Raw genomic sequence first — 25,752 nt, forward strand, 5'->3', positions numbered from 1 at the left:
AAGGGTCTGCTTTTTTATTTGTTTCCTATTACACAAAGGCATCCTCTTTCTTCGGAACATTTCACACTTTTAAATCCTGTTTTATAAAATAGGTTTATTAACTCTTCAGTCGTTTTACATTTCTCCATATGATATTGAATTTTGAAAGTTTCAGCCACTAATAAAAAGGATCCGTTCGGTTGTAGGACGCGAAATACTTCTTTTATATCTTGTTCCACATCAGGCCAAAAGTAGTGTGTTTGAAAAGCGGTAATGAGATCGAAGAAGTTTGTATGATAGGGAATAGAAGAAACGCTTGCTTGTTGAACAATGACTTTTTGTTTTTGCACATCCTTTATATTCGTCTGTATAGAATTTTTAACAGCTTGATCGGAGTAATCAATCCCATATATTTTCCCAAGTGGAGTTCGTTTTGAAAGAGTGTGTATCGTTTTACCGCCGCCACAACCGATATCTAATATGATTGCATTTTTCTTTATATGTACTTTCTGTAGTGCCCAATTGGTTAGTCTTGTATGTGCAGTGTTCATAATACAAAGCATGGAAGAACCAATTGTCCCTCGAGGATTTTTTGCTTGCTGGATTAATCGCTGTAAAATACTCAAGTTAAACGCTCCTTTTATGTAAGAATATATACTCATTTCGCTTTTTATCAATTAAGTCCTTTAAAAAAGCACGCCGACCACCGGCGTGCTTCTAATTACGCAAATTCCCTTTTAACCAATTCCGCGCTCGATACGCCCCAACAGGAATTTGAATGAGAGACGTTTCATTTCCAGTATCTATCCCGTATAACTGATCACATGAATTTGTATCAAAACTTAATAATGGATGCCCGCCCATCCCCATCGCGGTTGCGGCAAAAACGAGTTTATGAACGAGTATACCAGCCTCCATTTGGTGAATACGGTATCCTCTATAGCCTAATGCATTTGTATAGTAATCTTTCTTTCCGACTACATGTAGGCAAAGCGGTACTTGAAAAAGATTTACGTTATCCATCGTCATACTGGATTGAAGGGGATAACGAAGGTCTCCATATCGAAGTGGCTGTATGGAATGTGTTTTACTGTTATAAGAATAAGCACCGTTCTCTATATCTTTTACGTTATAAAAACATCCATATAATGAGACCCGTGCATTTTCATTTACATACTGACCATCAAGGTCGTTGTAATAAGGGGAGGAGAGACTCGCTTCTTGTAGTAAAGTAGCGAGCTCGGCTGCATGCCATTTCGTGAAAGTAAAGTCAGCATCAGGGGAATACCGTTCTTTACAAAGTTGTAAGAAATCATACGATAACCGTTCTACTTGCGGCAACTGTACAGCGTGCGCATGATGTTGATAGTGCTCTTCATGATGTAGTGTTTGGAAGTGTGCTGTCGATTCAATCATAGAAGCTTCATTTATTTTTGTTATCATCGGATATTCATTTACATGTTTTGAGCGAACGAAATGTTCGTGTGCTAACGGCGGAATTTGCTGTAACAACTCATGAGAAGTAACTGTTTTATTTTCACGGTAATCACTGTGAAACCAATTCGTTTGCGGTTCTGTACTTAAAGGAACGACAGCATACACGCTTTCTTCGCCTTCTGACAGTCCGAGTAAATGGTTGATTGCCCGGTCTAGAAACTGAAAGTATACGCCATTTTTGTAACCGAATTGTTTGGCACATGCAAGTAATTGTCCGATGAGAACACCACTATCTAATCCTTGAAGTCGATATGAAAAGTTATTGTATTTAAAGTAGTTTTTCCAAAACATAGTGGATACGAATGCAGCGCCAAAACAAGACTGTATGTTACAACGGTTGCCAAGTGCTTCTGTAATGTAAGAATCGAAATTTCCTTCGCGAAGTAAAATAAGTCGGTGGTGCGCAGCGTCGTAATGGTAAATACCGTCTGGATAATCATCGATTTTTAAATATATATACAATTCATTTGGATATAAAGCGCCGCCTGAAGGGATAGATCTTCGGAATAAAATTTTTTCGCTATTTAGCTGACATAACTGTGTTAGACCAAATGAGGACCAAAGGTAATGACCAATCTCCTTCAAAGTAGGGGTAGTAGAAGAGTTAGGTAAAGATAATGGGATTTCTAAAGAGAGAGGAATGATAGGTACATTTCGGTATAATTTATAAGGAAGCGGTGCATCTTCCCAGTCCACTTCATGATTCGGCATAATTTCATCGATAGAAAAATGGAGATGATGTAAAAAAGTATCCAGCTGCATAAAATCCCCTCCTTTACTATGGAAACGGATGCGGATGTGGATTTAATTGTTCATTCGTTAAAGGTTCGTTTGTATATCCAAGTGTCATCGGCACAGTATATACTCTATCTAGTCCTGTAACCCGAGTGAGATGGTGGCCGAACGTCATCGGTAGCATGCCTGGAATAATGACTTTTACACAATGTAATCCGTTTTTTTCTATAAGAGGTACTGTTTGATCTACAACGATTACGTCAAGTCCAGATTGTTGCAGACGGTTTAAAAGTTGATGAAGATCGGATGTTAAATCTAGATCAACTGATTGTAACCCGTTCATTTCTTGGAACGACTGCACCGGGGCATCGTCACGTAAAAGAAAGTGAAGACGTTCTTCTGCTTCTTTCAATCCGTACAGCATACTATGGTCTTCCATTTTATTAACGAGATAAGGATCGTGTAAGCAGTTTTCGTAATGCTCTCTTTTTTGTTCGAGTTCATCGTCTGCTATTAGTAACATGCCTGCTATTTCATGGATGGCACTCTTTAAAGCGCGGACAGGGTCTAAATGAGAGCCTCCCGCACAAACAACGTTCATTCCATTTTCACGCGTATTTTTCGCAATTACCCATAAGCTTGGGATACCGTGTTCCATCGTTGCGTTAAAAGCATGTAATTCATACCCAGTAATCGTGTACAGCCGCTGAATCATTAATTGTAATTCCGTATCATTTGCTGAACTAAGATCAAGGCGGGGGAGAGGTAATTCGGCATACCAAGTGAGCAAAAAGGCGTCACGCTCTACAATTTCTAAAATGCCATGAAAAATTGCTTCTTCTAAACTACCACCAATTGCACATCCATTTGATGTTTCATACACGAAAGCATCTCGATGACCGAGGCTATAATAAGCAATTGATTCAGGAACTAAAATTGGCTGGTTTTGTAATAAAGAGTAGCCCCATACCCAGTTTTGTTCATAGTCAGGATCAAACGGTTTAAACGGAAAACTATTACGATTATAATGTTCATTTGTATGTACACCGAGCAAGAGGGGATTAAGTGCATGATCCTCTAACTCACGAAAACTGCCGTGTACATTTGTCTTTTTTCCTCGAGGGGACATACCACAATATCGTTCTAAACCTTCTAAAATAGCAGTCGCTTCACTCATTGCAAATGAATGAGTTCGGCCTGCAACACCTTCGTTTCCAAACATTAATGGCATGTTTATAATAACGTCAGCAAATGGTAATAAAGAATGCTGCATTTTTCCGTTCAACATACCGACGCGATAATCTAAATAATCTCTCGTTAAAAATGTGTTTAGTTCATGAATGGAACGACAGCGATATGCTGCTTCGCTTGTTTTTAAGCTCGGTTGTAACGAAATCGCAGCTGCATCTGCCGTATCATCAGGCAAATTGCTACATACAGGGCAGAGCGGATCGGGAAGAAAAGAATGCCGCGTACATTGCAGTGTTTGTAAGTTTAGTAAAATGAGTTCATTTTCTAAAGAAGAATGGTTATGAGTTAATATTTTCTCTGTTTCTGCACGAATAAGATGGCACATTTGTAACATACCATTTTGGGTGGCACGTACATCACGCCTTGTTACATTATCTGCCTTTAACGCATATTTCCGCTGTAGTGCCCACATTTCTTGTTGATCAAATCCAGCGATAAATCGGCGTCCATCAGAGCAGTTGGAACAGCCAGTTGCAAGAGGATGAATGTAAGGACCGATAATACCTTCACCAAATGAAGTGAATGCACGTAGCCATGGAATATGATTCGACCGAAACATTAGCTCGGCATCATGATGAATAGTAGAAGGAGAGCCATCATGTAATACGAGAGCGAGATGAATATTTTCAGGGAGTTCTTCTGTAAGGTTATGTTGGCGAATGATAGAATATTGTTTGCATAGTTGATCATGTACATAGTTTGCAAGTAAGCCATCTCCTATAAGCAATATATTTTGAGTCATAGACTGTCCTCCTTTGCAATTAATACACCGTACACACCATCTAAGTTTTCTTTCAAAAATGATTCAATGGCTAAATCAAACACGAATGGATAAAAATTATGTTCTTCTAAATGTTGCAAGGCAAGCTGCACAGATTGCACACCTGGAACTTCTTCTTCCGCTTGTATTTCCACTCTAAAAGAATCCGTGTCATATAAAATAATAGAGGATTCAGGCAAGATATTAGCTCTGTATGGAGTCTCTTCATTTTGAATATGAAGAAGTGATAGTTGTAGTGCGTTTCGTAAGGCTAACGTCATATTAATATTAGATGCACCGTACCAGCGATCATTTATACCGACCCAAACGACAGGGAAGCTGAGAATCTCTTCGCTTACTGCTATTTTAGGTGTTTCATGAATTGTAGAGAGAGCATCGTAATAAAATCTACAATGTTTATCATGAATTGCAGTTAAATCAATCGTCGTAATTTCTTCTAGCATATGTGACTGCCGCTCATACAATTTATTATTTAAATGTTGTTGCAGTGCCCGGTATACACCTTCTGTCATCGTTTCTCCAGCACCGATACCGATATCGTTATGTTCCGGAATAAGTCGGTGCATAATTTCTGCTACATATGTTTCAATTCCTGCTAAACCAGCTTCTCGGCGCGCTTCATTATGAGTTAAACCACCACAAGTCATAAGAGGCAGGAGGGAAGCAGGACCATCTGATAGTGGGGTAGCTACTTGAATATGGCATTGTGATAACGGTAATTGATATGAATCTTGTTCATCCCATACATGGAATAAACCAGCTTCTTTAGAAGTTAATGAGTCGAAAAAGCGGAATAAATCAGTTGAGGTATGTTGGTTGGAACGCTGCTCAAGTTGTTCAGAAAGATTTTCTATCGTATCAATTGTAAAACTTTCATCAGTTGCGAGAGGATGTTTTATAAAAGGATGCCATGCTCCTTCGAGTGTTTCGTAATTTAATAAAAAGAATTGTGGTTCTTTTTCCCGGTAAGAATCATCAGCGACATGTTTAAGTAATTCAAATACGATTATATTTGCTAACATTGCAGATGGAAGTGGTGAAAATGATGCTGATGAATGTTCATTTTGTAAAGTCGTTTCATGTAGCCGATGCCATGCGGATTCCCAGCATTCTTCACGATTAGCTGTTACGATAGGGCCAGCTATACCAAGTGCTGATAAACAGACGGCAGGTATGAAGTTCTTTCCTACTTCTCTACAAATCGTGTGAACTGCTCTTAGGCCTTCAATATCTCCATTTTGAGAAACATACAAAATCCAGTCGAAAGGCTCGAACACTTCATGCAGGGGACGATCAATTGTCGTATCTATTTCCTGAACAAGGACATGATCATCAACTTCATGTGCAAGTTCTACTAGCTCATGAATGCGATCGTAATTTGTTTCCTCATAATCTGTAACAAGGTAATGAAAGGTAGGTAATCCTGATTCTAATAAAGAAGAAACTAAGGAAGTAAGCATATCTCCAGAACCAATTATAAGGACGTTTGCCGCGCGATACGTTTCGAATTTTAGAGCGCCTGAATGAGAATCAGCTTCTAAAAATTCAATTTGTGAAGCGTATCTATCAAGTAATACGCTATTTAATTCATGAGGTGCATCTTGACTTACATCCCGAACGAAACCATTTTCATATAAAATCTCTCCAATTTCAAATACACGATTTTGATAGGGGAGAGGGAGACCATCGGTTATTTCTGCTAAAGAATAATTCCCGTTAAACATTGGCATTAATTTTTCAATCCAGTTGTAAATTCCATCACCGTCCATACGAAATGAACTGGCATTATTTCGAAAATAGACACCCCCGTTTGAGTCGGGGAGGAAAAAAGTATCCTTATTTGCTTTAAGTTTTGCATCAATTGGAAGGTTATTCATTTTAATCCTCCTTACGTTTTAAGCATACATTATTAGCTTATGTTATGAAATTTGTCCCATATGAACGCAATAAAAAAAGGCTGTAGAATAATTCATTCTACAGCCTGTAATAGATTATTAATCTATCAACCTTCTAATAATAATGATTTTGGATCTTCAAGCATATCTTTAACAGCAACAAGGAAGCTAACTGCTTCTTTACCATCAACAATACGGTGATCGTAAGATAAAGCGATGTACATCATTGGACGGTTTTCCATACGTTCTGCATCAATTGCAACTGGACGTACTTGGATTTTGTGCATTCCTAAAATACCTACTTGTGGGCTGTTTAGAATTGGTGTTGACATTAGAGAACCGAATACACCACCGTTTGTAATTGTGAATGTACCACCTTGTAACTCTTTTAATGAAAGTTTGTTATCGCGTGCTTTCATACCTAAATTACGAATTTCGCTTTCGATTTCAGCGAAGTTTAATTGGTTAGCATCGCGTACAACTGGAACAACTAATCCATCTGGAGCTGCTACTGCAATACCGATATCATAGAATTTTTTAATGATAAGCTCGTCGCCTTGAATTTCAGCATTTAATAATGGGAATTGTTTTAATGCTGCAACAACTGCTTTTGTGAAGAATGACATGAAACCAAGACGTACATCATGTTTTTTCTCGAAAGCGTCTTTACGCTCTTTACGTAATTCCATGATTGCAGTCATATCAACTTCGTTAAATGTTGTTAACATTGCAGATGTTTGTTGAACTTCTACAAGACGTTTTGCAATTGTTTGACGGCGGCGGGACATTTTCACGCGCTCAACTGGTTTTTCGAATTCCGTTTTTGCAACTGGAGCAGGAGCTGGACTTTTTGGAGCAGCTGGTGCTTCTTTTGGAGCTGCAGCATGAGCTTGTACATCGTGTGGTCTCACACGTCCAAGTGGATCTGTGCTACGTACGTCGTTTAAGTCGATTCCTAATTCACGAGCCATTTTTCTAGCTGCTGGTGATGCGATAGGACGGTTCGTATTTGGTAAACCTTGTAAAGTTGCAGCTTGCTCAGCATTTGGAGCCGCAGCTTTCGGTGCCTCAGTTGTTTCTTGTTTTGGCTGTTCAGCAGCCGGTGCAGGTGTACTTACTGCAACTGGTGCTCCGTTTGCATCTAAAATTGCGATAGTTGCGCCAACTTCAACTGTATCCCCAGGTTCGCCTAGTAACTTCGATACAATACCTGAATCTTCTGCAATGATTTCTACATTGACTTTATCAGTTTCAAGCTCAACAACGCTGCCACCTTTCTCAACTTTGTCGCCTACGTTGATAAGCCATTGTGAGATAGTTCCTTCAGTAATAGATTCTGCAAGCTCAGGTACTTTAATTTCGATCATTTTAAATGTCCTCCCCTTATTTGCCTAACGGTGTGTTTTTTCTTCTTTTGTCTTCGGTAATCTCCATTTGTTAGCCTGCCCCTGGGCAGAAGATCTGCCCGGGGAACAAGCTAGAAACCTTCATTGTTACTTTCAGTTGCTGAAAACTTCAATTTCTTGTTTATCTTGACGGAAGTTATACTTCACATCTAAAGCGTGTGCAACAATTAGTTCTTGCTCAGCTTTGTGAGCGAATGGATCGCCGCCAGATGGGCTAGAGCGATCTGGGCGTCCAATGTAACCTGTTTTCACTTTATCTCCAGCAAGTTCGAACAGAATTGGAGCCATGTAATGCCATGCGCCCATATTACGAGGTTCTTCTTGAACCCAAATAATTTCTTCTAAGTTTTTAAAGCGTTTAATAATAGATTGAACTTTCTCAGCAGGGAATGGGTACAGCTGTTCAATACGAACGACATGAACTTCATCTAAGTTATACTCACGTTTACCAGACTCAATTTCTGCTGCTAAGTCAATCGCCATTTTACCTGTGCTTAAAACAAGACGTTTTACTTTAGTTGGTTTCATGCCAAGGTTTTCTTGTTCTAGAGCAGGTTGGAAACGTCCTTCGCTTAACTGACTAGCAGTTGAAAGCGTAAGTGGGTGACGTAATAAACTTTTCGGCGTCATCAATACTAATGGTCGAACAGCTTCTGTTCCTAAGATAGATGCTTGACGACGTAAAATATGGAAGTATTGTGCAGCGCTCGTTAAGTTTGCAACTGTCCAGTTATTCTCAGCAGCTAACTGTAAGAATCGCTCTGGACGTGCGCTAGAGTGCTCTGGTCCTTGACCTTCATAACCGTGTGGTAATAGAAGAACTAAACCAGATTTTTGACCCCATTTTGCTCTTCCAGATGAAACATATTGATCAAATAATGCCTGCGCAGTATTTGAGAAGTCACCATATTGCGCTTCCCACATAACAAGAGTTTCTGGAGCGAATACGTTATAACCATACTCGTAACCAACAACAGCAGCTTCTGATAACGGACTGTTATGAACAGAGAATGATGCATTAATGTTTGGTAAACGATGTAATGGTGAATATGTTTCATTTGTATCAGTATCGTGTAATACGATATGACGATGCGCGAATGTACCACGCTGTGAATCTTGACCAGTTAAACGAATTGGCGTACCTTCTTGTAAAATAGAAGCGAATGCTAATGACTCAGCAAGTGCCCATTCAATTTTACCGTTCTCTTCAAGAGCATCTTTACGGCGTTCAAGAATTTTCTTTACTTTCGGATATACGTTAAAGCCTTCTGGCCAAGATAGTAGACCTTCATTAATTGCACGAAGTGAGTCAATCTCAACACCAGTATCAATTGGCTGAATGCCTTTTGCAACAACATCTGGCACTTTAACATGAATTGTTGCAGCGCTCGTATCAGCTGGCGGTACTTGTGCATAGTCAGATTTTAATTGCTCTTGTATAAACTGAGTCATTGTTTCAACCTCATCTGCATTTAGAACACCAGCAGCTTGTAATTGATCTGCATAAATCGCTCTTACAGTTGGATGATTTTTAATCTTTTTGTACACTTGTGGTTGCGTAACTGCTGGGTCATCCATTTCGTTATGACCGTAGCGGCGGTAACCAATTAAATCGATTAAGAAGTCTTTTTTGAACAATGTACGATATTGAATCGCAAGGTTAGCAGCAGCAAGACAAGCTTCTGGATCATCAGCGTTCACGTGAACAATCGGAATATCGAAACCTTTTGCAAGGTCACTTGAATATTTCGTAGAACGAGAATCATAGCTATCAGTCGTAAAGCCAACTGCATTGTTTGCGATAACATGAATTGTTCCGCCTGTTTGGTACGCGTTCAATCTGCTTAAGTTCAACGTTTCAGATACAATACCTTGACCAGGGAATGCAGCATCACCATGAACTAAAATTACGAATGATTTTGAAGTATCTTGTTCTGGAAGACCAGATTTTTTACGATTCTCTTGAGCCGCACGTGCAAAACCTTCTACAACAGGGTTAACGAACTCAAGGTGACTTGGGTTATTTGCTAATGTAACGCGAGTGCTAACTTCTTCGTTACTAACGACTTGTTCTCTACCTAAATGGTATTTCACGTCGCCAGTCCATCCAGAATTTGCTACTGCGCCTTCTATTTTTGCATGTTTGAACTCAGCAAACATGTGACTATATGGTTTTTCTAATACGTGTGCAAGTACGCTTAGACGACCGCGGTGAGCCATACCAATCATGACATCTTCTACGCCGCCCTTTGCACCTTCGAGAACAATTTCATCTAGAACAGGTACAAGCATATCAACGCCCTCGATAGAGAAACGCTTTTGCCCAACGAATGTTTTATGCAAGAATTGCTCGAAACCTTCAACAGCTGTTAAACGTTTTAAAAGAGCAGTTCGTTTTTTATTTGATAGTGGTTGACGCAATGAATTTGATTCCACCATTTGATGCAACCACGCGCGTTCTTCACTATCTTGTATATGAGAAAATTCATAAGCTAAAGATTTTGTATAAACGTCTTTTAATCTATGAATTACATCAAGTGCAGTGTGAATACCTTCTGGCGCATCTTGCCATACTGTTTTTGCTGGAATCGCTTTCAAGTCAGCATCGCTCAGTTCGTTCATTGCTTTTTCAAGAAGAGATTGTCCATTAGCAGCATCTTCCATCGGATTGATGTGAGCCAACGTATGCCCGAAAGAACGAATCTGTTCAACAAGCTGAACGACTTTAAGAATTTTTTCAATGTTCCCTGTGTTTTGAGGAGAAAAATGTGTTGCTGTGTTGTCCCCTGTTACGACATCATCTTGAAACGAAGGAGCTCCAAAAATTTCAAAAAGCTCTTGTAATTCCGGATCAACAGAACCTGCTCCAGTTACGTAAAGATCATACTGCTCAATAACATAACCAAGGTTCGGACCATGGAACTTGGCCCAAGGGTTTGTCGTTGTATTCTTCCTCGTCATTTGTTTAAACCTCCCAATGCATATAATCCTTTTTCCATACAAAAGGTGCATTTTGCTCTTTTCAATAATTGATGAACCAATAATCAATGTAAATGTTTTCTTTACTCTTATGTTATTACAATAATTTACATAATACCAAACACTATTACTTATCTGTTTTGTAAAAAAACATTCACAATAACTTATCACCCAAGTTAATCTTTCATGTTATAAAGTAATTTTACAAAAAAATGGTGTGGATATATTTGGTATACCTATACAAATAACTAAAAATGTTGCATGTAAATATAAGTATAATAGTTAGAATGTTTCGATAAAAAGAGTTCGAATTATGTATATTGAAATAATAAGCGCTTTCATTGATATTATACAACAATATAACGGAATATAGTATAAAAAATAAAAAATTATGAATTTATCGTAAACTTTATTTAGATAGTGTTAAATATTGAAAGGAAAGTGAAGGATTTCTACAAAAAAAGTTGCTAAACATAAGAAATGCTTCATAAACAGTTAGTTTCTATAAATATGCCGAAAAACACCGTAAAACCAATAACGCATTTCGTGGAATAAAGAGATAAATGAAATATTTTAAAAGGATAAAACAAATAGGGAGATATTAAATTTTAAAAAAAGAGAGGAGGAGATATAGTAACGGTTCATTACAGTGTTCCATGTTTCATTTCAAAATAGACGTGCTGAAAATGAAAAAGTTTCTTCTATATAAATAGAACGAAAAATAAACAAAATGAATGTAAAGGGAACTTGACGTAAAGTTTCCTTTACATATATACTCGATATAAGGAAGGAGGGAGAAATTTCCTTGGAAAATAAAATGGTCGAATACCGAAAAAAATTTGGACTATCTCAAGAAAAATTGGCTGAGAAACTTGGAGTTTCCAGACAAACCATCATTTCAATTGAAAAGGGAAAATACGATCCATCACTTCCGTTAGCATTTGAAATAGCGAAAACATTTCAGACAACGATAGAACATGTATTTATTTATGAAGGAAAAGAAGAGGGGGAATAGGGATGAATTATTCACAAAAGTACTTTTTAATTATGGGAATTATTTTCTTTATTATGAGTGGAACCATGGTATTAGCGGGCATAATGACGCATTCCGCACCACCGGCTCCAACGTATACAGTACTTGCGATGATGATTATGTGTTTCTGCTTAAGTTACTTACACCCGCAATTTAAAGAAAAAGATGAGCGAATGAAACTTATTCGTTATAAAGGAATGTTCTTCAGCTTTTTTGCGCTAACGGCATATTACCTTCTTTTCTCTTTCGGTTTAAATCTACACGTAATTACACTATCTGCAGTTGAACTATTAAACATACTTATGGCACTTACGATGAGTACAGTATTTATCTCATTTGTTGTTTTATCGAAAAGATATTAAGATGGAAGAGAGAAAGGAAGATTAACATATGCAAATGATGTATGCTTTTGGTATTGGGCTTGTATTATTTTTAGCCGTATTCTTATTTATTCGGAAAGACGTTCAAGGTGGGACGTTAACGAAAAGAGGCTTTTATAAAATGATCGGCTGTTTAGTTGTTATGTTTATAGCGATTATCGTAATGATTGTTTTAATAAATCAATCACTATAGAATATAAAAATGGAACCTTACTGTAGTAAGGTTTTTCTTTTTGGTATAAAATCTGAAAATTCCCTCTATATCCATTTACTACATATAATAGATATTATATAATTTAATAAAATGATAGATAGGGAGCATACTATATGAACAAAAAAACTATCTTCTTTTTATTAACATGCCTACTACTTATAGCTAGTATTACTTATATAATATGTAACAAACGAGAACAAGTGCCACCTATGTTAGTATGGGAGGACCAAGAATACTATGTTACGAATGAACCTGCCGAAGCTGAAAAAGTTGGACAAAGGCTCGGAGAAGTAACGAAGAAAATCAAAACAAGTAAAAAACCTACTAAAAACAGTGAATCCAACATAGTACAAGAAAAAACAGAAGTATTCACAATGATAGAGGAAGAAAAAAATCCTCACTCATCTTTAATCATAAAGGAGCCTTATAGTGACGAATATAGAGTAGTAAGACCGATGTTACATGTACTATAAAGTGAAAAGGAGACTCAGATGCAGACAGTAACTTCATATCCATGTTCCAAGATCGATACGAAGATATTAAAGTGTTCGAAAGTTATCGTCCTTGGACAGATTGGTTTTATGATGTTGCGTGGGATATTACTTGAATGGTGTTAGATAGTAAGGAGCATAAAATATGGTTCATTTGTGCTACGGATACGGATTGATAGAAGAGGGGCCTTGTAGGAATGCTACAAGGCTCTTTATCTTTTGGGAATTAATAGAAAATGAATTATATAAATGCTATACTAAAAAATGTTTGTAATGTCAGTTTCATACTATTGTATAATGCTGACTTACTAGAAAAGATAAGAGGAGAATGAGCATGCAAAAGATAAAGAAATTATTGCTGTTAATGATGGTAGTAGGATTAACAGTTGGTGTTTTAGCAGGATGTGCAAATCCGAAAGATACGACAGAAGAATTTTTAACAGCAATACAAAAAGGTGATGTAGAAAAGGCTCGTACATTTGTTGAGAGTGACAAGGAATTTAATAAACTAAATGAAAAAACAGATGATGCTGAGGCAAAAGCAATGCTGAGTGCAATTACGAAAAACTTTAAATTTGAAAAGCTAGAAGAAGTATCGAAAAAAGATGACAAAGCAGAAGTGAAAGTGAAAATTACATCTGCAGATCTATCCGTTGCTGTAACAAAAGCAGTGGGAGAAGTTATGCCAATGGCCTTCGCTAGTGCCTTTAGTGAAGATAAAGAACAATCCGAAAAAGCAATCGAAAAAACAATGACATCAACTATCGTCAAAAATTTAGCGGATAAAGATGCAGCAATGGCAACTCGCGAAGTTACATTGAACTTAAAGAAAAACAAAGATGGCGACTATAAAATCGTTGCAGATGATAACTTGAAAGAAGTATTGTTTGCTAATGCGAAGTCTTTGGAGAAGATGTTTGGCGGGAAGTGATTGACTTACATAAAAAAGAGAAACCATATCACGTGGAAGGTTGATATGGTTTCTCTTTTTTTATGACCCCGGAGAGGCTCGAACTCACGACCTCCACCCTGTCAAGGTTATAAAGTTTTGCCGATTATAACAGATTGAGGGTGAGAAACGTTGATATAAAGAGGTTTTTAATTAATGATAAGGGAAATAGAATGATGCTAAATGCCCCATAATTGCAAGGTTCTGCCCCATTTCTGCCCCAAAAATAGAAGAAATCCTTTGATACCAATGACTTATGAACAAGGAAAGGATAATTACAACGCAAAAAAAATAGGATGCTTCTGAATAAACATCCTATTTTGTCTTACTTAACATATTATTTGGTGTAATTAATGCATCTAATTTATTTGATGCTCCTTGATCAGCAGATTGTAGGGAGTGAGTATAAATATCAATAGTTGTATTAATTCTTGAATGACCTAAGCGACTGGAGATAACTTTCATATTTTCACCGGCTTCTAAAAGTAGGGTGGCAGATGTATGCCTTAGTCCATGAAAATTCACATGTCTTAGTCCATATTTAGCGGTGAATTTACTCCACTTCTTTGTAATATGACTCGGATATAGTGGCTTTCCATGCCATGCTGTAAAGATAAAGGAATATTCTCCACCTTCCCATAGTTCCGCACATGATAATCTATTTTCATTCCAGGTATGTTTATATCGAAGAAGTTTATTTAATAGGGATAATGGTATTGAAATGGTTCTTTTTGATGTTCTTGTTTTAGGTTCTTTTATATGGTAATGGCTATTAGCATAAGATACAGACTGTCTAACCGTAGCAGTACTATTATCAAAATCGATATCTTTCCATTCTAATCCTAATAGTTCCCCGCGCCTAAACCCTGTCATAATTGCCAATTGAAAAAGGATTTGATACATTTCTTCCTCTTGATCTAATAGGTTCATTATATGGCGGGTTTCCTCTAAATTATATGGTTCTTTTACTTCTGCAATTTCTTTAAACTTCTTCAGTTTTTCAGCTGGATTCTTTTTTATTAATTGCCATTCCTCAGCACGTTTGAAAATATTCTTTAAAACTCGGATAGCATAATTGATGGTACCAGCTGATAGATTACCTTCTTTTCCATCCTTACGGGAACTGTTTTTAAGGTTATCAGCAAAAGTTATTAAATGCATAGGTTTAATATCTTCCAAATTCATGTTTCCGAGGGTAGGAAGAATACGCAGTTTCAAATGATAACAATAAGTTTCATATGCTTGAGGTGATAGGGCATCAATTGCATATTTCTTTTTCCATTCTTCAATAAAATCCTTAAATAACATCTTCTCAGGCTTAATATATTCTCCAGCTTCTATTTCAGTAATAAAAGCAGCAAGCTCTTTTTGTGCCTCACGTTTGTTCTTCGCTTTTGCTTTCCTCGACACTCTTAATGGATTGCCTTTTTCATTGTATCCAGTTACTACACGCATACGATAGCCGTCACCGTGTTTTTCGAGTGTACCTTTCATAGAAATTCACCTCTCATTATGTTAAACAACCACTACTAGCTGGGGGCAAGGAAGGATGTTGGTTTGAATATCTCTTATTATTAATAGACAGATAGATATCTGAGAGCGGGAAATTAATTTAAGCGCAAATCGTTAGAAATTTTTTGTAAATCACGTCTGGCTTTTATAAGTACATCTATAGCTTTTTCATATGCTTCTGCACTTAAATCATCAAAGATTAGTTCTGCTGATTTTATAGCAGCCGGATAGATTTTCATTCTCCCTTGCTCCCCCAAACTTGGAAGTTTAGCTGTTTTTCGGGGATCTTCATATTTTTCATTTAATTCGTTTTGTAAACTGATAATATCCCCAGCAATTTTATTTATTATTCCTCGGTCAGTGTTTCCTATTCCTGCTAGATTGGCTACAGCCTGTTTTATCAAATTTTGTAAATCACTTTCATCGCCAACCACATGATTAGCATATTTTATTCGTTTGATTTCACTTTGAATTTCTTCAATACTGTAACCAGTGTTTTTTTCCCATATATCCCAACCGTCAGGATCATTTGTTTCTTCTGTTAAATATTCAACAGGGACAGTTAGAATTTGAGAAATTTCTAATAACATATTTTCGTCTGGGATGCGGCTTCCTTTTTCATAATAGCTGACTGCTTGTTGTGTGATATTCAATTTTTCAGCTAATTCTTTTTGACTAATACCTTTTCTTTGACGGGCTATTTTTATGCGTTTCAAATAAATCCCCTCCTATTTCAAAATCATTTTAACAAGAAAAACAAAATAATACAACGTTGTTGTTGACGATACAACACTGTTGTGATAAATTGTTTTTATACAACACCGTTGTAAATGATAAAAGGAGCGGTGAAATCATGAAAGCAAATCAAGACATTAGAGATTTAATTTACACTAATCGTCTAAAAAATTGGCAAGTTGCAGAACAAGTTAGTATTTCAGATAGTCGTTTATCTGTATGGCTACGCACACCATTAAACGATGAACGCAAAGCACGAGTTTTAAAAGCGATAGATGAGTTAACAAAATAAGGAGGTCTAAAAATGGAACGATCTACACTTACGGCAAGAGAGGCAGCTATTTATCTGGGTGTGAGCATTGATTTAGTTTATAAGGAAAGTATTTATGGTTCTCTACCATGTGTAAGGATAGGGAAAAGAAAAATTTTTCGCAAGGAAGCACTTGATCGTTGGATGACTTCACAGGAATTGCGTTGTTTAGATGGCGGACTGAAAACAAATGTTAGATGTGACTTATAGCTTATAAGAACATTTAATGGTTGCTCCAAAAAAGAGAAAACAATAATTTAAAGAATCCTTTTTCCGAGAAATCAGAAAACCCTAAAGGTGGTAGACCAATCTAAGAATACATACTTCGATTTGGAATGACAAAAGAAGTCGCATTAGACGAATATGAAATAAAGTCCACAAAAGATTAGGTAGATAATAGTTATTAATTCAAATTGCTTGGATATTTTATAACAACGTCGATTTGGAAACAATTGAGGTGAATAGGTTAATGACAACTGCTGAAATACGTGAAGACAAGTTACATATGATTTTAGAAAAAGCGGAAAACGGTGATTCAAAAGCAATCAAAGTTGTAAAAGAAATTAATCGAATATTAAAGCAAGTATGATAGTTCCTTTTAAAAACATTATTTAGCATCAAGGAGGTGAGAAAGTGTTATCTACTATAACATCACATAAAGAAAAAATAGAGATTAAATATGACAGGTTAATAGATATAACTAATTTTAAATCCCTTACTAATACCAATGCATTTAACGAAAAAATATCATATGGAGAGTTCTTAAACAGGATAAGTGATCCTATGATAACTGCCAAAAAAGGAAATGCAGGCGGGTTTGTAGGAGGGTATGTTCAAAATAAAAGAAATAAAGAAAATGTTAAAAGCAGAAGCATAATATCGATTGATATAGATGAAGTACCACAAGGTTTAAACGTTTGGGAGAACATTGAGGGCTTTACAAATTTCGCGGTTGCTATGTATTCAACACACAAGCATACAAAAGATGATCCGCGGTACAGAATCATAATACCTTTGCTTTACGACATTGAGCCGGAACACTATGAGGAGGTTACACAATATTTAGTTGGCATTCTCCAAATGTGGATAGATGAAACTTCTTACCAATTTGAACGACACATGCACTATCCGACTTGCAGCACCCCTAATGATTACGAATTTTATTATCAAGACTTACCCTTTTTTGATGCAAGTTTTCTTACAAAACAGCATGAAGAAATTAAGACATTTAAAAAGAGTGAAAAAGCCGACCCACGCACAAAACAAAATTGGATTGGGGCATGGACAAATATTTATTCGGTAATAGATATTTTGGACAACTTCTTATCGGATAAATATGAGCCGTTTAGAAACAATAGATATACCTATATTGATGGTAGTACTAAAGGTGGATTAGTTATTTATGATGGTGATTTACATGCACATAGCAACCATTCAACAGACCCGATAAGCGGTAAGAATGTAAACAGTTTTGACTTATATAGGCTACATAAATTTTCCCACCTAGATAACGGCACTGAGGATATGAAGGACAAGCCTAGTTATAAAGCCATGATCGAGCATTGTAAAAAAGACGAAAAAGTGAGGGCGTATTACGAGGAACATATAAAATTTGAAGTCGAAGTTAAAGACTTGCAAGTGATAGACCTAAAAAAAGAATTGCGAGATAGGTATTTTGAGGAATTATCGCGATTAGAACAAGAATGGGAAGATAACGGAAAAAAAGGGAGAAAACCCATTACCATTAGCCCTGCAAGGTGTTCAGTAATTCTACCTGAATACATTAGTTTCATCCTTTTTGATCTAGAAGAAAATACCCGTCTAGCCATGTATTTGCCAGAAGAAGGGATTTACACCCAAAACACAACTGTTATTAAAAGGGTTATATCATGGTTAGAACCAAAATTAAACAACACGAAAGCCGAGGAAGTCATTTACCATTTAACAAATACAGCGGAAGTAAAGGAAAAAACAAATTCAAGATATTTAATACCAGTTAAAAACGGTGTATTTAATTTGAAAACTAAGGAACTAGAACCATTTACCGCTGATTATGTGTTCACCACCAAGATTGCCACACCTTATTATGAAAACCCTGTTAACCCTGTTATAGATGGTTGGGATGTAGTTAGTTGGGTGAAATCAATAGCGTGTGGGGATTTAGAAATCGAAAATCTTTTGTGGCAAGTAATGAACGATGCTCTTAATGGTAACTATTCACGTAGGAAATCAATTTTTCTTATAGGTGAAGGGAATAACGGTAAGGGAACATTCCAAGAATTGATTATGAATTTAATTGGTATTAAAAACATAGCAACATTAAAAGTAAATGAATTTGACGAGCGATTCAGGTTAAGTGTACTTGAAGGGAAAACAGCGGTTATAGGTGATGATGTACCAGCCAATGTGTATATAGATGATTCATCTAACTTTAACAGCGTTGTAACTGGTGACATGGTTTCAGTCGAATTTAAAAACAGGCCTATATATAACACAGTGTTCAGATGTAGTGTCATTCAATCAACAAATGGTATGCCAAAATTTAAGAATAAAACAAATGGAACTATAAGAAGGATTGTAATAGTACCATTTAAGGCTGATTTCAATGGCGGAGCTGAAAATTTCAAAATCAAAGATGAATATATCAAAAATGAAACAGTGCTGCAATTTGTCTTATATAAAGCTATTAACATGGACTTTGAAAAATTTGATATTCCGAAAGTTTCCTTGCAAGAATTGGAGGTATTCAAGCAGGATAATGATCCTATTCTTGATTTCAAACTATCTGTTTTTGATGAATGGGGAATACAGGAAGTACCGAAATATGTAGTTTACGGATTCTATAAGAAGTTTTGCTATGAAAATGGTTATAAACATTTGGCAGATAGACAATTCCATAAACACTTTAAAACGTATTTAGGTGAGGAATGGGAAGATTCACAGAAAAAATTCCAATATGAAAGCCTTATAAAAATACTTGGAGATTTAGATCAGATGGGAATTGGTTTTCCAGATAAATCCAAACCATATAAAGCATATAAGAACAGCATGTTTAAAGTTGTATAGCGGTAACTGAGTAACTGAAAAGTAACCGAGACTTATTTTTCGGTTACCGTATTAAAGCTTAGAACCACAAGGGTTGTAGCAATTCGGTAACCGAGTAACCGAAAAAAATATTGTTTTTATGTTTTTAATAAAAAAAGTATGTATAAAAAATATAGAGTAAGGATAGATTTTCGGTTACCAGTTACCATGTGTATAAAAACCGTTGTGGGAGTAAGGGGGAAGGCGGTAACCGAGATATGCAGTTTCAGTTACCTTTTCGGTTACCAACTAAACAAACGAAAGAAGGTAAATCAATGGCAACTAAAAAAACTCCAATCGTATTAGCAATTGAACGTGATGAAAAAGGACATCTTAGTACATGGTGTCAATACTGTAGAAAGTTTCATCATCACGGAACAGGTGAAGGACACAGGGATGCACATTGTTTTGAGGAAGATAGTCCATATATTCGTACAGGCTATGTCCTTAAGAAGATGAAACTATCGGGTAAAGAGGTTGTTACAAAGAGTGAGCCTAAGTAGGTGATACGTAATTGGTTTGCCTTAAAGATTATCAAATGTTAGGAGAAGAGATCACTTATTTGGAATACAAGTTAAATAGAATACACGCTGAATTAAAACGTCAGAGTAAATGGGGTCAAGATATATTATCAATTAATACAGGCAATGAAGAAACAGAAAAGATACTAAATCAACTTAGGAAGAAACTCACATTTAAGAAAGAACAATTGCAACGGCTCGATGATATATTGAGTAATTTCAAAAACTTAGAACAACAGATACTTAAGCTGAAATATATTGAAGGAATGACGTTAGAAGGCATAGGAACCAAATTAAATTACAGTACGCATTATATTAAAGTGAAACATGCTGAGATTATGAGAAGAATTAAGTTTGCTGAGAGATTAAAGGTAAGAGAATAGAGAACTGTGGAAGGAAAACAAAATATTTTAAAAGCTATTTAATTAATTAAACAAGAATTGAATTGTTCATTTGTAAACAAAAATTAAAAATGAATTTTTAAATAACACCCCCCGCCTAATTTTTAGAAACAATTTTGCTGGGGGACCGAGCAACGCGGGGGGGAGATTTGTCTTTTTATTTTTTGCTTTTCGCGCGCGGAACAGAAAAAAACGCATGTTATCTTGGCTTCTAAATTAATAAATGAAAGTGTGGTGATACCGTGACAATCAAGAAAAAGAACTATGAATTGGCTTTTGAAGACTATAAAAATGGCATGTCATACGCTGATATTGCTACAAAATATGGCGTTGCTGAAACTACTGTCCGTGTTACCTGGCGTAAGCGACATTGGAAAGAATCATTAAAAGAACATACTAACTTACGAGATAAGATCCGTGACGATTTGCTAGGTCAAATGAGGTCAAACGGTGTCATTCACGGACATTTTCTTGATTTAGTAGAAGATTACATGGCAATGTGGGATATCAAAAACAATTTGATTGCTGATATTGAAGAACGCGGTGTATCTGTAATGGGTGTAACGGGATCAGTCAATAAGAATGATTCTATTTCAGAATTAACAAAAGTTATCACGTCTATGTCAAAGTTGTTAGAGTTTTAGGTATCGACATTGAAGAAGCTGAAGACGATGAAGAACTTTATATATAAATAATAATATAACAGGAGGTCATGAAAATATGGCACATTTAGAGAAAAGTTTAAAATTGAAAGAATTATTTTATCAACAAATCAAAACAGAGGAAAGAAGCCTTCCGGTCCTGGAAAAGCTAAAATTAGCGGAAGAGTGTCAAAGAAACGTTACGTCACGTAATGAATATGACCACATTACAAAGATTGTTGAAGAACTAAAAAAAGACTATGCAGCCGAAAGGAAATTCGGTTACACGCCAACGGTTATTTTTAGCGAGGAAGACAAAGCCCAGGCGGCGAAAGTGATTAAGAAAGATATCAAAGAAATGGACAAACGTTATATCGAGTTACGCAAACGAAAAGATGACTTAGAAATGTCTATTGCTGATGAAGTTGCCGCTATTAATGTAGAACTAAATGAAATGCATGAAGCTCACAGAAAGTTAATGCATTGTAACGAGATTTACGGTGGGTATTACTGTGAACTATATGAAATGGTTACATCTACGAAATCGGAGGTATTACGATAATGATTACAATATATGAAAAAATTCTATCGGCACGAGAAAGAAAACATGCTTATCATACTTATGATATTGAACTAACGCCGCTAACAGATGCAGGGAAAGTATTATTCGGTCGTATGGACTTATTAAAGGGAGAAATGGACGGACAGGTAAAAAACTGGTTAAAGAATGCTTTATCACGTAACAAAGGCAACTTCAAACCTAATGACAAATATACTTTTTACTATGATGATCCGAACGAATCAGAAGATCAGCGAGTAAACGAAGTGTTACGTTATGTAGAAAACAAGATTTATAGAAAATGGGAAACAAGTACAAAATGGGGTAATTTAAAATCTCCTATACTTGGAGTTGACTATTCAGTGAAAATTGAAAAGAGAGTTGATGTCCTGGACACGCCGAAAAAGGGTGGCAAACAAAAAGTGCTTAAAAATCCAGCGATTGAAGTTGAGGGAAAAGAAGTAAACGAAACGTTAGTTATTGAAGGTTAACACATGAACCCTGTTATCCGGGGGTCTTTTCCGTTTAAAGCCAGAAATAACGAAAAAATGAAAAACGGCTTTCCAGTTTGTTATATATGCTATTTTGCGTAACTGTCTAATGTATTTATACCTAAACGACGAATAACATGAAATAAGGAAAGATAAGCGCGTTAGGAAGAAAGTTACTAAGGAAGCAATTGCAGTAGAAATAATAAGAGAGGTAACAGAAGATGAAAACAAAACTTATTTTAGACGTTAATAAAACCCAACATGCTCAACTTAATTCCATTGTCACTGGAAGGGTAGGTGATAAAGCTAGTAATACCGTCGATGTATATATTGTTGACGGTTTTATTCCATATAATTTAACCGGAAGTGACGTATATTTCGAATGTGCTAAACCTGACAATACTTCCGTAAGAGATAAGAACGGAATCACTATGATAGATGCAGCTAAAGGTCATTTCGAATACACATTCCCAACGCAAACATTCTCATCTCTGGGGAAATCTAAACAAGCGTACTTTACCGTAGAGAAGAATTCAACTGTAAAAGCTACAACTCAAGACTTTATTATTGTTTCATTGCCAGATGCATTAACTAACAGAATTCCATCTAAAACTTATATTTCTCAATTAGATGAGCTAATTAAACAGTTAGAACAAATGCAATTAGATGTATTAAATAGTGAAGCATATAGAGAAGCGCATGATGCAAAAGAATTTGCAGAACAAGCAAATGAATTATCTATTAGTATACAAAAACAATTAGACACAATTGTAATTAATGGTGATTCATCAGTTGAAGCAGCACAAGCTAGGGAAAGATTGAATGGAAATGTATTCCCCGTTTTAAAAGACCGAATCGACTATGATTCGAATAGAGTGGATATATTCTCCACATCCAACGGAGTTACGGTTGAGTTATTTCCTGTTCAAGTCCCGGAATCGGATGATAGTGGGCGTTTCAGAAGAACTATCGAATCGTTTAATGGTGGAATTGGAACTATTAATCTTAATCCTAAAAGGTACAAAATTTCTTCCCAGTTGGATATTCCAGATGGTTTCTGTTTTAGTGGATTAGGCTATGTTCCACGAGGTAGCAATAAATTAGGAACTATTATAGAAAGAACAGCTAATGTAGTAGCTTTTAATATTCAAGGCACTTCGGTAATTTCAGGTGTTAATAAAGGTGGAGTTAAGTTCAATAACATAAAGTTTCATGGAGGCGACTTTGTTGAAGATTTCATGAGGATAACAGCTTGTACTGGTTTCGTCTTTGATGAATGTTTATTTTATGCTATGGGTGGAAGACAGATTAAAGCAACTGAGTTTATGGACAGTCGGTTTGTGAATTGTTTATTTGAATGGGGAGGAAACGCCAGTGGTACCTTGCCGGCAATCGAGTTAATATCTGGAGGGGAATACGAATTCACTAATCAAATCCACTTCGTAGGGTGCCGTATGGAAAGCTATAGAGGGACAATGCTTAAGACTACTGGTGATAATACAAACGAGATCTTTTTTACAAATTGTAAATTTGAAAGCTTACAATCTAATGTGTCTCATCTTGTATTTGAGAATACAAATGTAATATCTTTTGATGTTGTTAATATTTGTTCAAGAGGTAGTGTCGGCAGCGTTCTTCCAAGCCAAGTATCTTTTTCTAATTGCTCAGGTATCACTGGTGTTTTGCTATTAGAACATACAGGAGTAATCGATACTAATGCAGCAAAGATAGATAGATTTGTAAATGTACAATCATCATCAAATATTGATATTTATGTACATGTTTATTTAAACGGGAATAAAGGGTTAAGTCCATCAGTAGTAATGGTTGATCAACTTTCTGACGAACCAAGCATATCGGTCCGCGGTAGTATAAAGGATTACAATGGCACTAGAGAATTATGTAATTATAGTCAAAAAATAAGAAGTTCAAGTATTAGAACAATGAATCCTTATTTACGTTTTAAAAAGTCTGATATAAACGGAGAGTATTGGGATATAGGCCGAGTTATCGCAGATGGTATAAAATCTAAATTCCGGCTGATTCATGGGAGTAATGAATCAGGAGAAAGACTAGTATTTGATATAAACGCTAATGATGACATGACATTTTATCGAGATGTATTCATGAACGGAAGAGCATTTCACCCTTCACAGTTATCTACATCTCCTTTCGGTCGTGAAGGCAGTTTATATGTAGATACAACCAACTCAATAGCTTGTCATCGTTTTCAATTAGGCGGTGATTGGAGACGCATAGGTTATTCGAATTCAAAACCGACTTCTGGTGTTTGGAAGGTAGCCGATAAAATATATAATACTAATCCAGTGCCTGGTGGATATGAAGGATGGATTTGTACTTCCACAGCGCCTCTTATCTTTAAAGAGTTCGGTAAAATAGAATTATAGAAACATCATTAATAATTAGTTGTCTACTCAGATTACTAATTATTTTTAATATGGTTGTCTCCCTAGAAATTATCATATTTCCATGTACGCATTTACTGTATGACAATATATGTTTATAATTAATATGTAATTTTTATAAATTAATAGTTTCTAGGGAGGACTTATGGGAATAGTAGATTCAAGAAGGGATAAAAAAATTGATATTTTAAGGTTTATAGCTATAACGTGTATTATTTTGGCCCATAGTGCACCACCAGGCGCAATATTCCAATTAAGGAACTTTGACGTAACTTTAATGGTTTTACTAATGGGTACCTCTTTTTATTTAAGTAATACAGGTAAAGAAATTAAATATACAAGTTATTTAAAAAAGAGATTTAACAGATTAGTTATACCGACCTGGGAGTTTCTAACGATATTTTTTGTTCTATTTTTGATAATATCTTTAATCATGAACGTTGATTATTACTTTAGTTTAGATGATATCATAGGATCATACACAATGTTCTCGGGGATTGGCTACGTATGGATCATGAAAGTATTTTTCATTGTTGCAATGATTAGTCCATTTCTTTTGAGTTTTAGTGAAAAAGTTAAAGATAACAAAATGTATTTATTGTCATTAGCAATAGGATATGGAATTTACACTTTGTTTTTACTTATTAATCATAATTTTTCAGGATTTGGTCAAAAGATTTTTGAAGAGTATTTTATACAAGGTATAGGATACGGATTAATTGCAGCGATTGGAATTAGATTAAAAAAACTAACAAAAAAAGAATTAGTGTGCGCTTGTTTATTTTTCTTGGTTGTATTTGCTAGTCTAATGGCATGGCATCATTTCGATTCAACTCAAGCGTTTAAATATCCACCTACTATGTACTATTTTTCATATGGTTTATTTGCTAGTATTTTTCTCTATCTCATTCTTGATTTTAAATTTGTAAATAAAATATTTGATAATAGGTTTGTATACTTTATATCTAAGACTTCTTTATGGCTATATTTTTGGCACATAATTCCTATATATTTAATTAAAATATTTGGGGATAGTTTGCCATTAGTATCAGGTAATTTTGTAACAAGATTTATTTTCTTATTTGTAATCGCGCTAATCTTAACAGTGCTTCAAGAAAAAATAAAATCAAGTCGTAAAGGGACAAGACAAAAACAAATGAAACGAGTAGCTTAAATTTGGGTGTAATAATTTGATACAAGTTTTTCAAAAAAAGGGAGGCGTTTTCGCTTCTCTTTTTATTTTGAGGAGATGGGAACAGTGGAAGATGCAATTTTTAATTCAGTTATTCAGCAGGGAGCATTCGCATCTTTATTCATGTGAATGATATTTACTGTGAAAAATATCATTCTATTTAAATTGATATAAATAATAATCGATTGATATTTAAATAAATAATTAGTAAAATCACACATACTTTTGTAAAAATAGTATAAAACCAGCAAAAAAGAATATTAGAGGAATGTATGCAGATGTCTAAACGC

General features: G+C 35.7%; 22 protein-coding genes and 2 pseudogenes. 16 read left to right on the plus strand and 8 right to left on the minus strand.

Annotation, left to right across the window (positions count from 1 at the left end; genetic code table 11):
• Positions 1–14: 14 nt before the first annotated feature.
• The 6 genes from QCI41_RS24600 to odhA form a co-directional block, all read right to left on the minus strand.
• The gene (locus tag QCI41_RS24600) at positions 15–605 is read right to left on the minus strand and encodes a class I SAM-dependent methyltransferase (RefSeq protein ID WP_353836426.1); all 591 of its coding nucleotides are present in this window, start codon (positions 603–605) and stop codon (positions 15–17) included.
• A gap of 91 nt (positions 606–696) precedes the next feature.
• Positions 697–2,238 (minus strand): SagB family peptide dehydrogenase, encoded by a 1,542-nt coding sequence (locus QCI41_RS24605; RefSeq protein ID WP_353836425.1) that lies wholly within the window; start codon positions 2,236–2,238, stop codon positions 697–699.
• 16 nt (positions 2,239–2,254) lie between these two features.
• Positions 2,255–4,204, minus strand: coding sequence for a TOMM precursor leader peptide-binding protein (locus QCI41_RS24610; protein WP_353836424.1), 1,950 nt, complete (start codon positions 4,202–4,204; stop codon positions 2,255–2,257).
• Positions 4,201–6,120 (minus strand): putative thiazole-containing bacteriocin maturation protein, encoded by a 1,920-nt coding sequence (locus QCI41_RS24615; protein ID WP_353836423.1) that lies wholly within the window; start codon positions 6,118–6,120, stop codon positions 4,201–4,203. Before QCI41_RS24615 ends, QCI41_RS24610 begins: the two co-directional genes overlap by 4 nt.
• A gap of 125 nt (positions 6,121–6,245) precedes the next feature.
• Positions 6,246–7,505, minus strand: a complete 1,260-nt coding sequence (gene odhB, locus QCI41_RS24620; protein ID WP_000569904.1) for a 2-oxoglutarate dehydrogenase complex dihydrolipoyllysine-residue succinyltransferase — start codon at positions 7,503–7,505, stop codon at positions 6,246–6,248.
• Between the two features lie 132 nt (positions 7,506–7,637).
• Positions 7,638–10,505: a 2-oxoglutarate dehydrogenase E1 component gene (gene odhA / locus QCI41_RS24625; RefSeq protein ID WP_353836422.1), complete on the minus strand. Its 2,868-nt coding sequence runs from the start codon at positions 10,503–10,505 to the stop codon at positions 7,638–7,640.
• An 823-nt stretch (positions 10,506–11,328) separates the two neighbouring features.
• Between odhA and QCI41_RS24630 the strand changes: the two genes are divergently transcribed.
• The 6 genes and pseudogenes from QCI41_RS24630 (at position 11,329) to QCI41_RS24650 (ending at position 13,572) form a co-directional block, all read left to right on the plus strand.
• Complete coding sequence (locus QCI41_RS24630; protein WP_000428506.1) at positions 11,329–11,538, plus strand: helix-turn-helix transcriptional regulator; 210 nt, start codon at positions 11,329–11,331, stop codon at positions 11,536–11,538.
• Between the two features lie 2 nt (positions 11,539–11,540).
• Positions 11,541–11,918, plus strand: coding sequence for a hypothetical protein (locus QCI41_RS24635; RefSeq protein WP_046957056.1), 378 nt, complete (start codon positions 11,541–11,543; stop codon positions 11,916–11,918).
• Positions 11,919–11,946: 28 nt separating this feature from the next.
• Complete coding sequence (locus QCI41_RS24640) at positions 11,947–12,129, plus strand: DUF3976 domain-containing protein (RefSeq protein ID WP_001178300.1); 183 nt, start codon at positions 11,947–11,949, stop codon at positions 12,127–12,129.
• Between the two features lie 134 nt (positions 12,130–12,263).
• The gene (locus QCI41_RS24645) at positions 12,264–12,623 is read left to right on the plus strand and encodes a hypothetical protein (protein WP_088082803.1); all 360 of its coding nucleotides are present in this window, start codon (positions 12,264–12,266) and stop codon (positions 12,621–12,623) included.
• Positions 12,624–12,664: 41 nt separating this feature from the next.
• Positions 12,665–12,757 (plus strand): annotated as a pseudogene (locus QCI41_RS30775) (DUF6183 family protein); the annotation flags it as partial.
• A 218-nt stretch (positions 12,758–12,975) separates the two neighbouring features.
• Positions 12,976–13,572: a DUF4878 domain-containing protein gene (locus tag QCI41_RS24650; protein WP_046957058.1), complete on the plus strand. Its 597-nt coding sequence runs from the start codon at positions 12,976–12,978 to the stop codon at positions 13,570–13,572.
• A 333-nt stretch (positions 13,573–13,905) separates the two neighbouring features.
• On the opposite strand, the gene QCI41_RS24655 is transcribed toward QCI41_RS24650, so the two are convergent.
• Together QCI41_RS24655 and QCI41_RS24660 are read right to left on the minus strand one after the other, a co-directional pair.
• On the minus strand, positions 13,906–15,084 hold the full coding sequence (locus tag QCI41_RS24655) for a tyrosine-type recombinase/integrase (RefSeq protein WP_353836421.1): 1,179 nt from the start codon (positions 15,082–15,084) through the stop codon (positions 13,906–13,908).
• 113 nt (positions 15,085–15,197) lie between these two features.
• A complete protein-coding gene (locus tag QCI41_RS24660) occupies positions 15,198–15,818 on the minus strand; it encodes a helix-turn-helix domain-containing protein (protein ID WP_076872311.1) in 621 nt (206 codons plus the stop codon).
• A 137-nt stretch (positions 15,819–15,955) separates the two neighbouring features.
• On the opposite strand from QCI41_RS24660, the gene QCI41_RS24665 reads away from it, so the two are divergent.
• The 10 genes and pseudogenes from QCI41_RS24665 (at position 15,956) to QCI41_RS24710 (ending at position 25,444) form a co-directional block, all read left to right on the plus strand.
• Positions 15,956–16,129: a hypothetical protein gene (locus QCI41_RS24665; protein WP_000646720.1), complete on the plus strand. Its 174-nt coding sequence runs from the start codon at positions 15,956–15,958 to the stop codon at positions 16,127–16,129.
• Positions 16,130–16,141: 12 nt separating this feature from the next.
• Positions 16,142–16,357 carry an excisionase family DNA-binding protein gene (locus tag QCI41_RS24670; protein WP_076872310.1) on the plus strand — a complete coding sequence of 72 codons (216 nt, stop codon included), beginning with the start codon at positions 16,142–16,144 and terminating at the stop codon, positions 16,355–16,357.
• A gap of 423 nt (positions 16,358–16,780) precedes the next feature.
• Entirely contained in the window at positions 16,781–19,213 is a 2,433-nt protein-coding gene (locus QCI41_RS24675) for a DNA primase family protein (protein WP_353836420.1), read from the plus strand.
• A 293-nt stretch (positions 19,214–19,506) separates the two neighbouring features.
• Positions 19,507–19,734: a hypothetical protein gene (locus tag QCI41_RS24680; RefSeq protein ID WP_353838804.1), complete on the plus strand. Its 228-nt coding sequence runs from the start codon at positions 19,507–19,509 to the stop codon at positions 19,732–19,734.
• An 11-nt stretch (positions 19,735–19,745) separates the two neighbouring features.
• Complete coding sequence (locus QCI41_RS24685) at positions 19,746–20,135, plus strand: sigma factor-like helix-turn-helix DNA-binding protein (protein ID WP_149185768.1); 390 nt, start codon at positions 19,746–19,748, stop codon at positions 20,133–20,135.
• Between the two features lie 314 nt (positions 20,136–20,449).
• Positions 20,450–20,844: pseudogene (locus tag QCI41_RS24690) on the plus strand (hypothetical protein).
• Between the two features lie 29 nt (positions 20,845–20,873).
• Complete coding sequence (locus QCI41_RS24695) at positions 20,874–21,356, plus strand: DNA repair protein Rad50 (RefSeq protein WP_353836419.1); 483 nt, start codon at positions 20,874–20,876, stop codon at positions 21,354–21,356.
• Positions 21,356–21,844 (plus strand): hypothetical protein, encoded by a 489-nt coding sequence (locus tag QCI41_RS24700; protein ID WP_353836418.1) that lies wholly within the window; start codon positions 21,356–21,358, stop codon positions 21,842–21,844. Before QCI41_RS24695 ends, QCI41_RS24700 begins: the two co-directional genes overlap by 1 nt.
• Before the next feature lie 221 nt (positions 21,845–22,065).
• Positions 22,066–24,252, plus strand: a complete 2,187-nt coding sequence (locus QCI41_RS24705) for a BppU family phage baseplate upper protein (RefSeq protein ID WP_353836417.1) — start codon at positions 22,066–22,068, stop codon at positions 24,250–24,252.
• 163 nt (positions 24,253–24,415) lie between these two features.
• Positions 24,416–25,444, plus strand: a complete 1,029-nt coding sequence (locus QCI41_RS24710) for an acyltransferase family protein (protein WP_353836416.1) — start codon at positions 24,416–24,418, stop codon at positions 25,442–25,444.
• Positions 25,445–25,752: the final 308 nt, after the last annotated feature.

This window comes from Bacillus cereus group sp. MG4, assembly GCF_040460055.1.
In the GTDB taxonomy this organism is placed as follows: Bacteria; Bacillota; Bacilli; order Bacillales; family Bacillaceae_G; genus Bacillus_A; species Bacillus_A wiedmannii.

What these genes read in the sequence shown, in the direction of transcription:
- QCI41_RS24640 (WP_001178300.1), top strand. Translation starts at nt 11,947, where the DNA reads ATGCAAATGATGTATGCTTTTGGTATTGGGCTTGTATTATTTTTAGCC.
- QCI41_RS24680 (WP_353838804.1), top strand. Translation starts at nt 19,507, where the DNA reads ATGGCAACTAAAAAAACTCCAATCGTATTAGCAATTGAACGTGATGAA.
- QCI41_RS24665 (WP_000646720.1), top strand. Translation starts at nt 15,956, where the DNA reads ATGAAAGCAAATCAAGACATTAGAGATTTAATTTACACTAATCGTCTA.
- QCI41_RS24645 (WP_088082803.1), top strand. Translation starts at nt 12,264, where the DNA reads ATGAACAAAAAAACTATCTTCTTTTTATTAACATGCCTACTACTTATA.
- QCI41_RS24695 (WP_353836419.1), top strand. Translation starts at nt 20,874, where the DNA reads ATGGCACATTTAGAGAAAAGTTTAAAATTGAAAGAATTATTTTATCAA.
- QCI41_RS24610 (WP_353836424.1), bottom strand. Translation starts at nt 4,204, where the DNA reads ATGACTCAAAATATATTGCTTATAGGAGATGGCTTACTTGCAAACTAT.
- QCI41_RS24605 (WP_353836425.1), bottom strand. Translation starts at nt 2,238, where the DNA reads ATGCAGCTGGATACTTTTTTACATCATCTCCATTTTTCTATCGATGAA.
- QCI41_RS24655 (WP_353836421.1), bottom strand. Translation starts at nt 15,084, where the DNA reads ATGAAAGGTACACTCGAAAAACACGGTGACGGCTATCGTATGCGTGTA.
- odhB (WP_000569904.1), bottom strand. Translation starts at nt 7,505, where the DNA reads ATGATCGAAATTAAAGTACCTGAGCTTGCAGAATCTATTACTGAAGGA.
- QCI41_RS24705 (WP_353836417.1), top strand. Translation starts at nt 22,066, where the DNA reads ATGAAAACAAAACTTATTTTAGACGTTAATAAAACCCAACATGCTCAA.
- QCI41_RS24650 (WP_046957058.1), top strand. Translation starts at nt 12,976, where the DNA reads ATGCAAAAGATAAAGAAATTATTGCTGTTAATGATGGTAGTAGGATTA.
- QCI41_RS24670 (WP_076872310.1), top strand. Translation starts at nt 16,142, where the DNA reads ATGGAACGATCTACACTTACGGCAAGAGAGGCAGCTATTTATCTGGGT.
- QCI41_RS24635 (WP_046957056.1), top strand. Translation starts at nt 11,541, where the DNA reads ATGAATTATTCACAAAAGTACTTTTTAATTATGGGAATTATTTTCTTT.
- QCI41_RS24700 (WP_353836418.1), top strand. Translation starts at nt 21,356, where the DNA reads ATGATTACAATATATGAAAAAATTCTATCGGCACGAGAAAGAAAACAT.
- QCI41_RS24615 (WP_353836423.1), bottom strand. Translation starts at nt 6,120, where the DNA reads ATGAATAACCTTCCAATTGATGCAAAACTTAAAGCAAATAAGGATACT.
- QCI41_RS24710 (WP_353836416.1), top strand. Translation starts at nt 24,416, where the DNA reads ATGGGAATAGTAGATTCAAGAAGGGATAAAAAAATTGATATTTTAAGG.
- odhA (WP_353836422.1), bottom strand. Translation starts at nt 10,505, where the DNA reads ATGACGAGGAAGAATACAACGACAAACCCTTGGGCCAAGTTCCATGGT.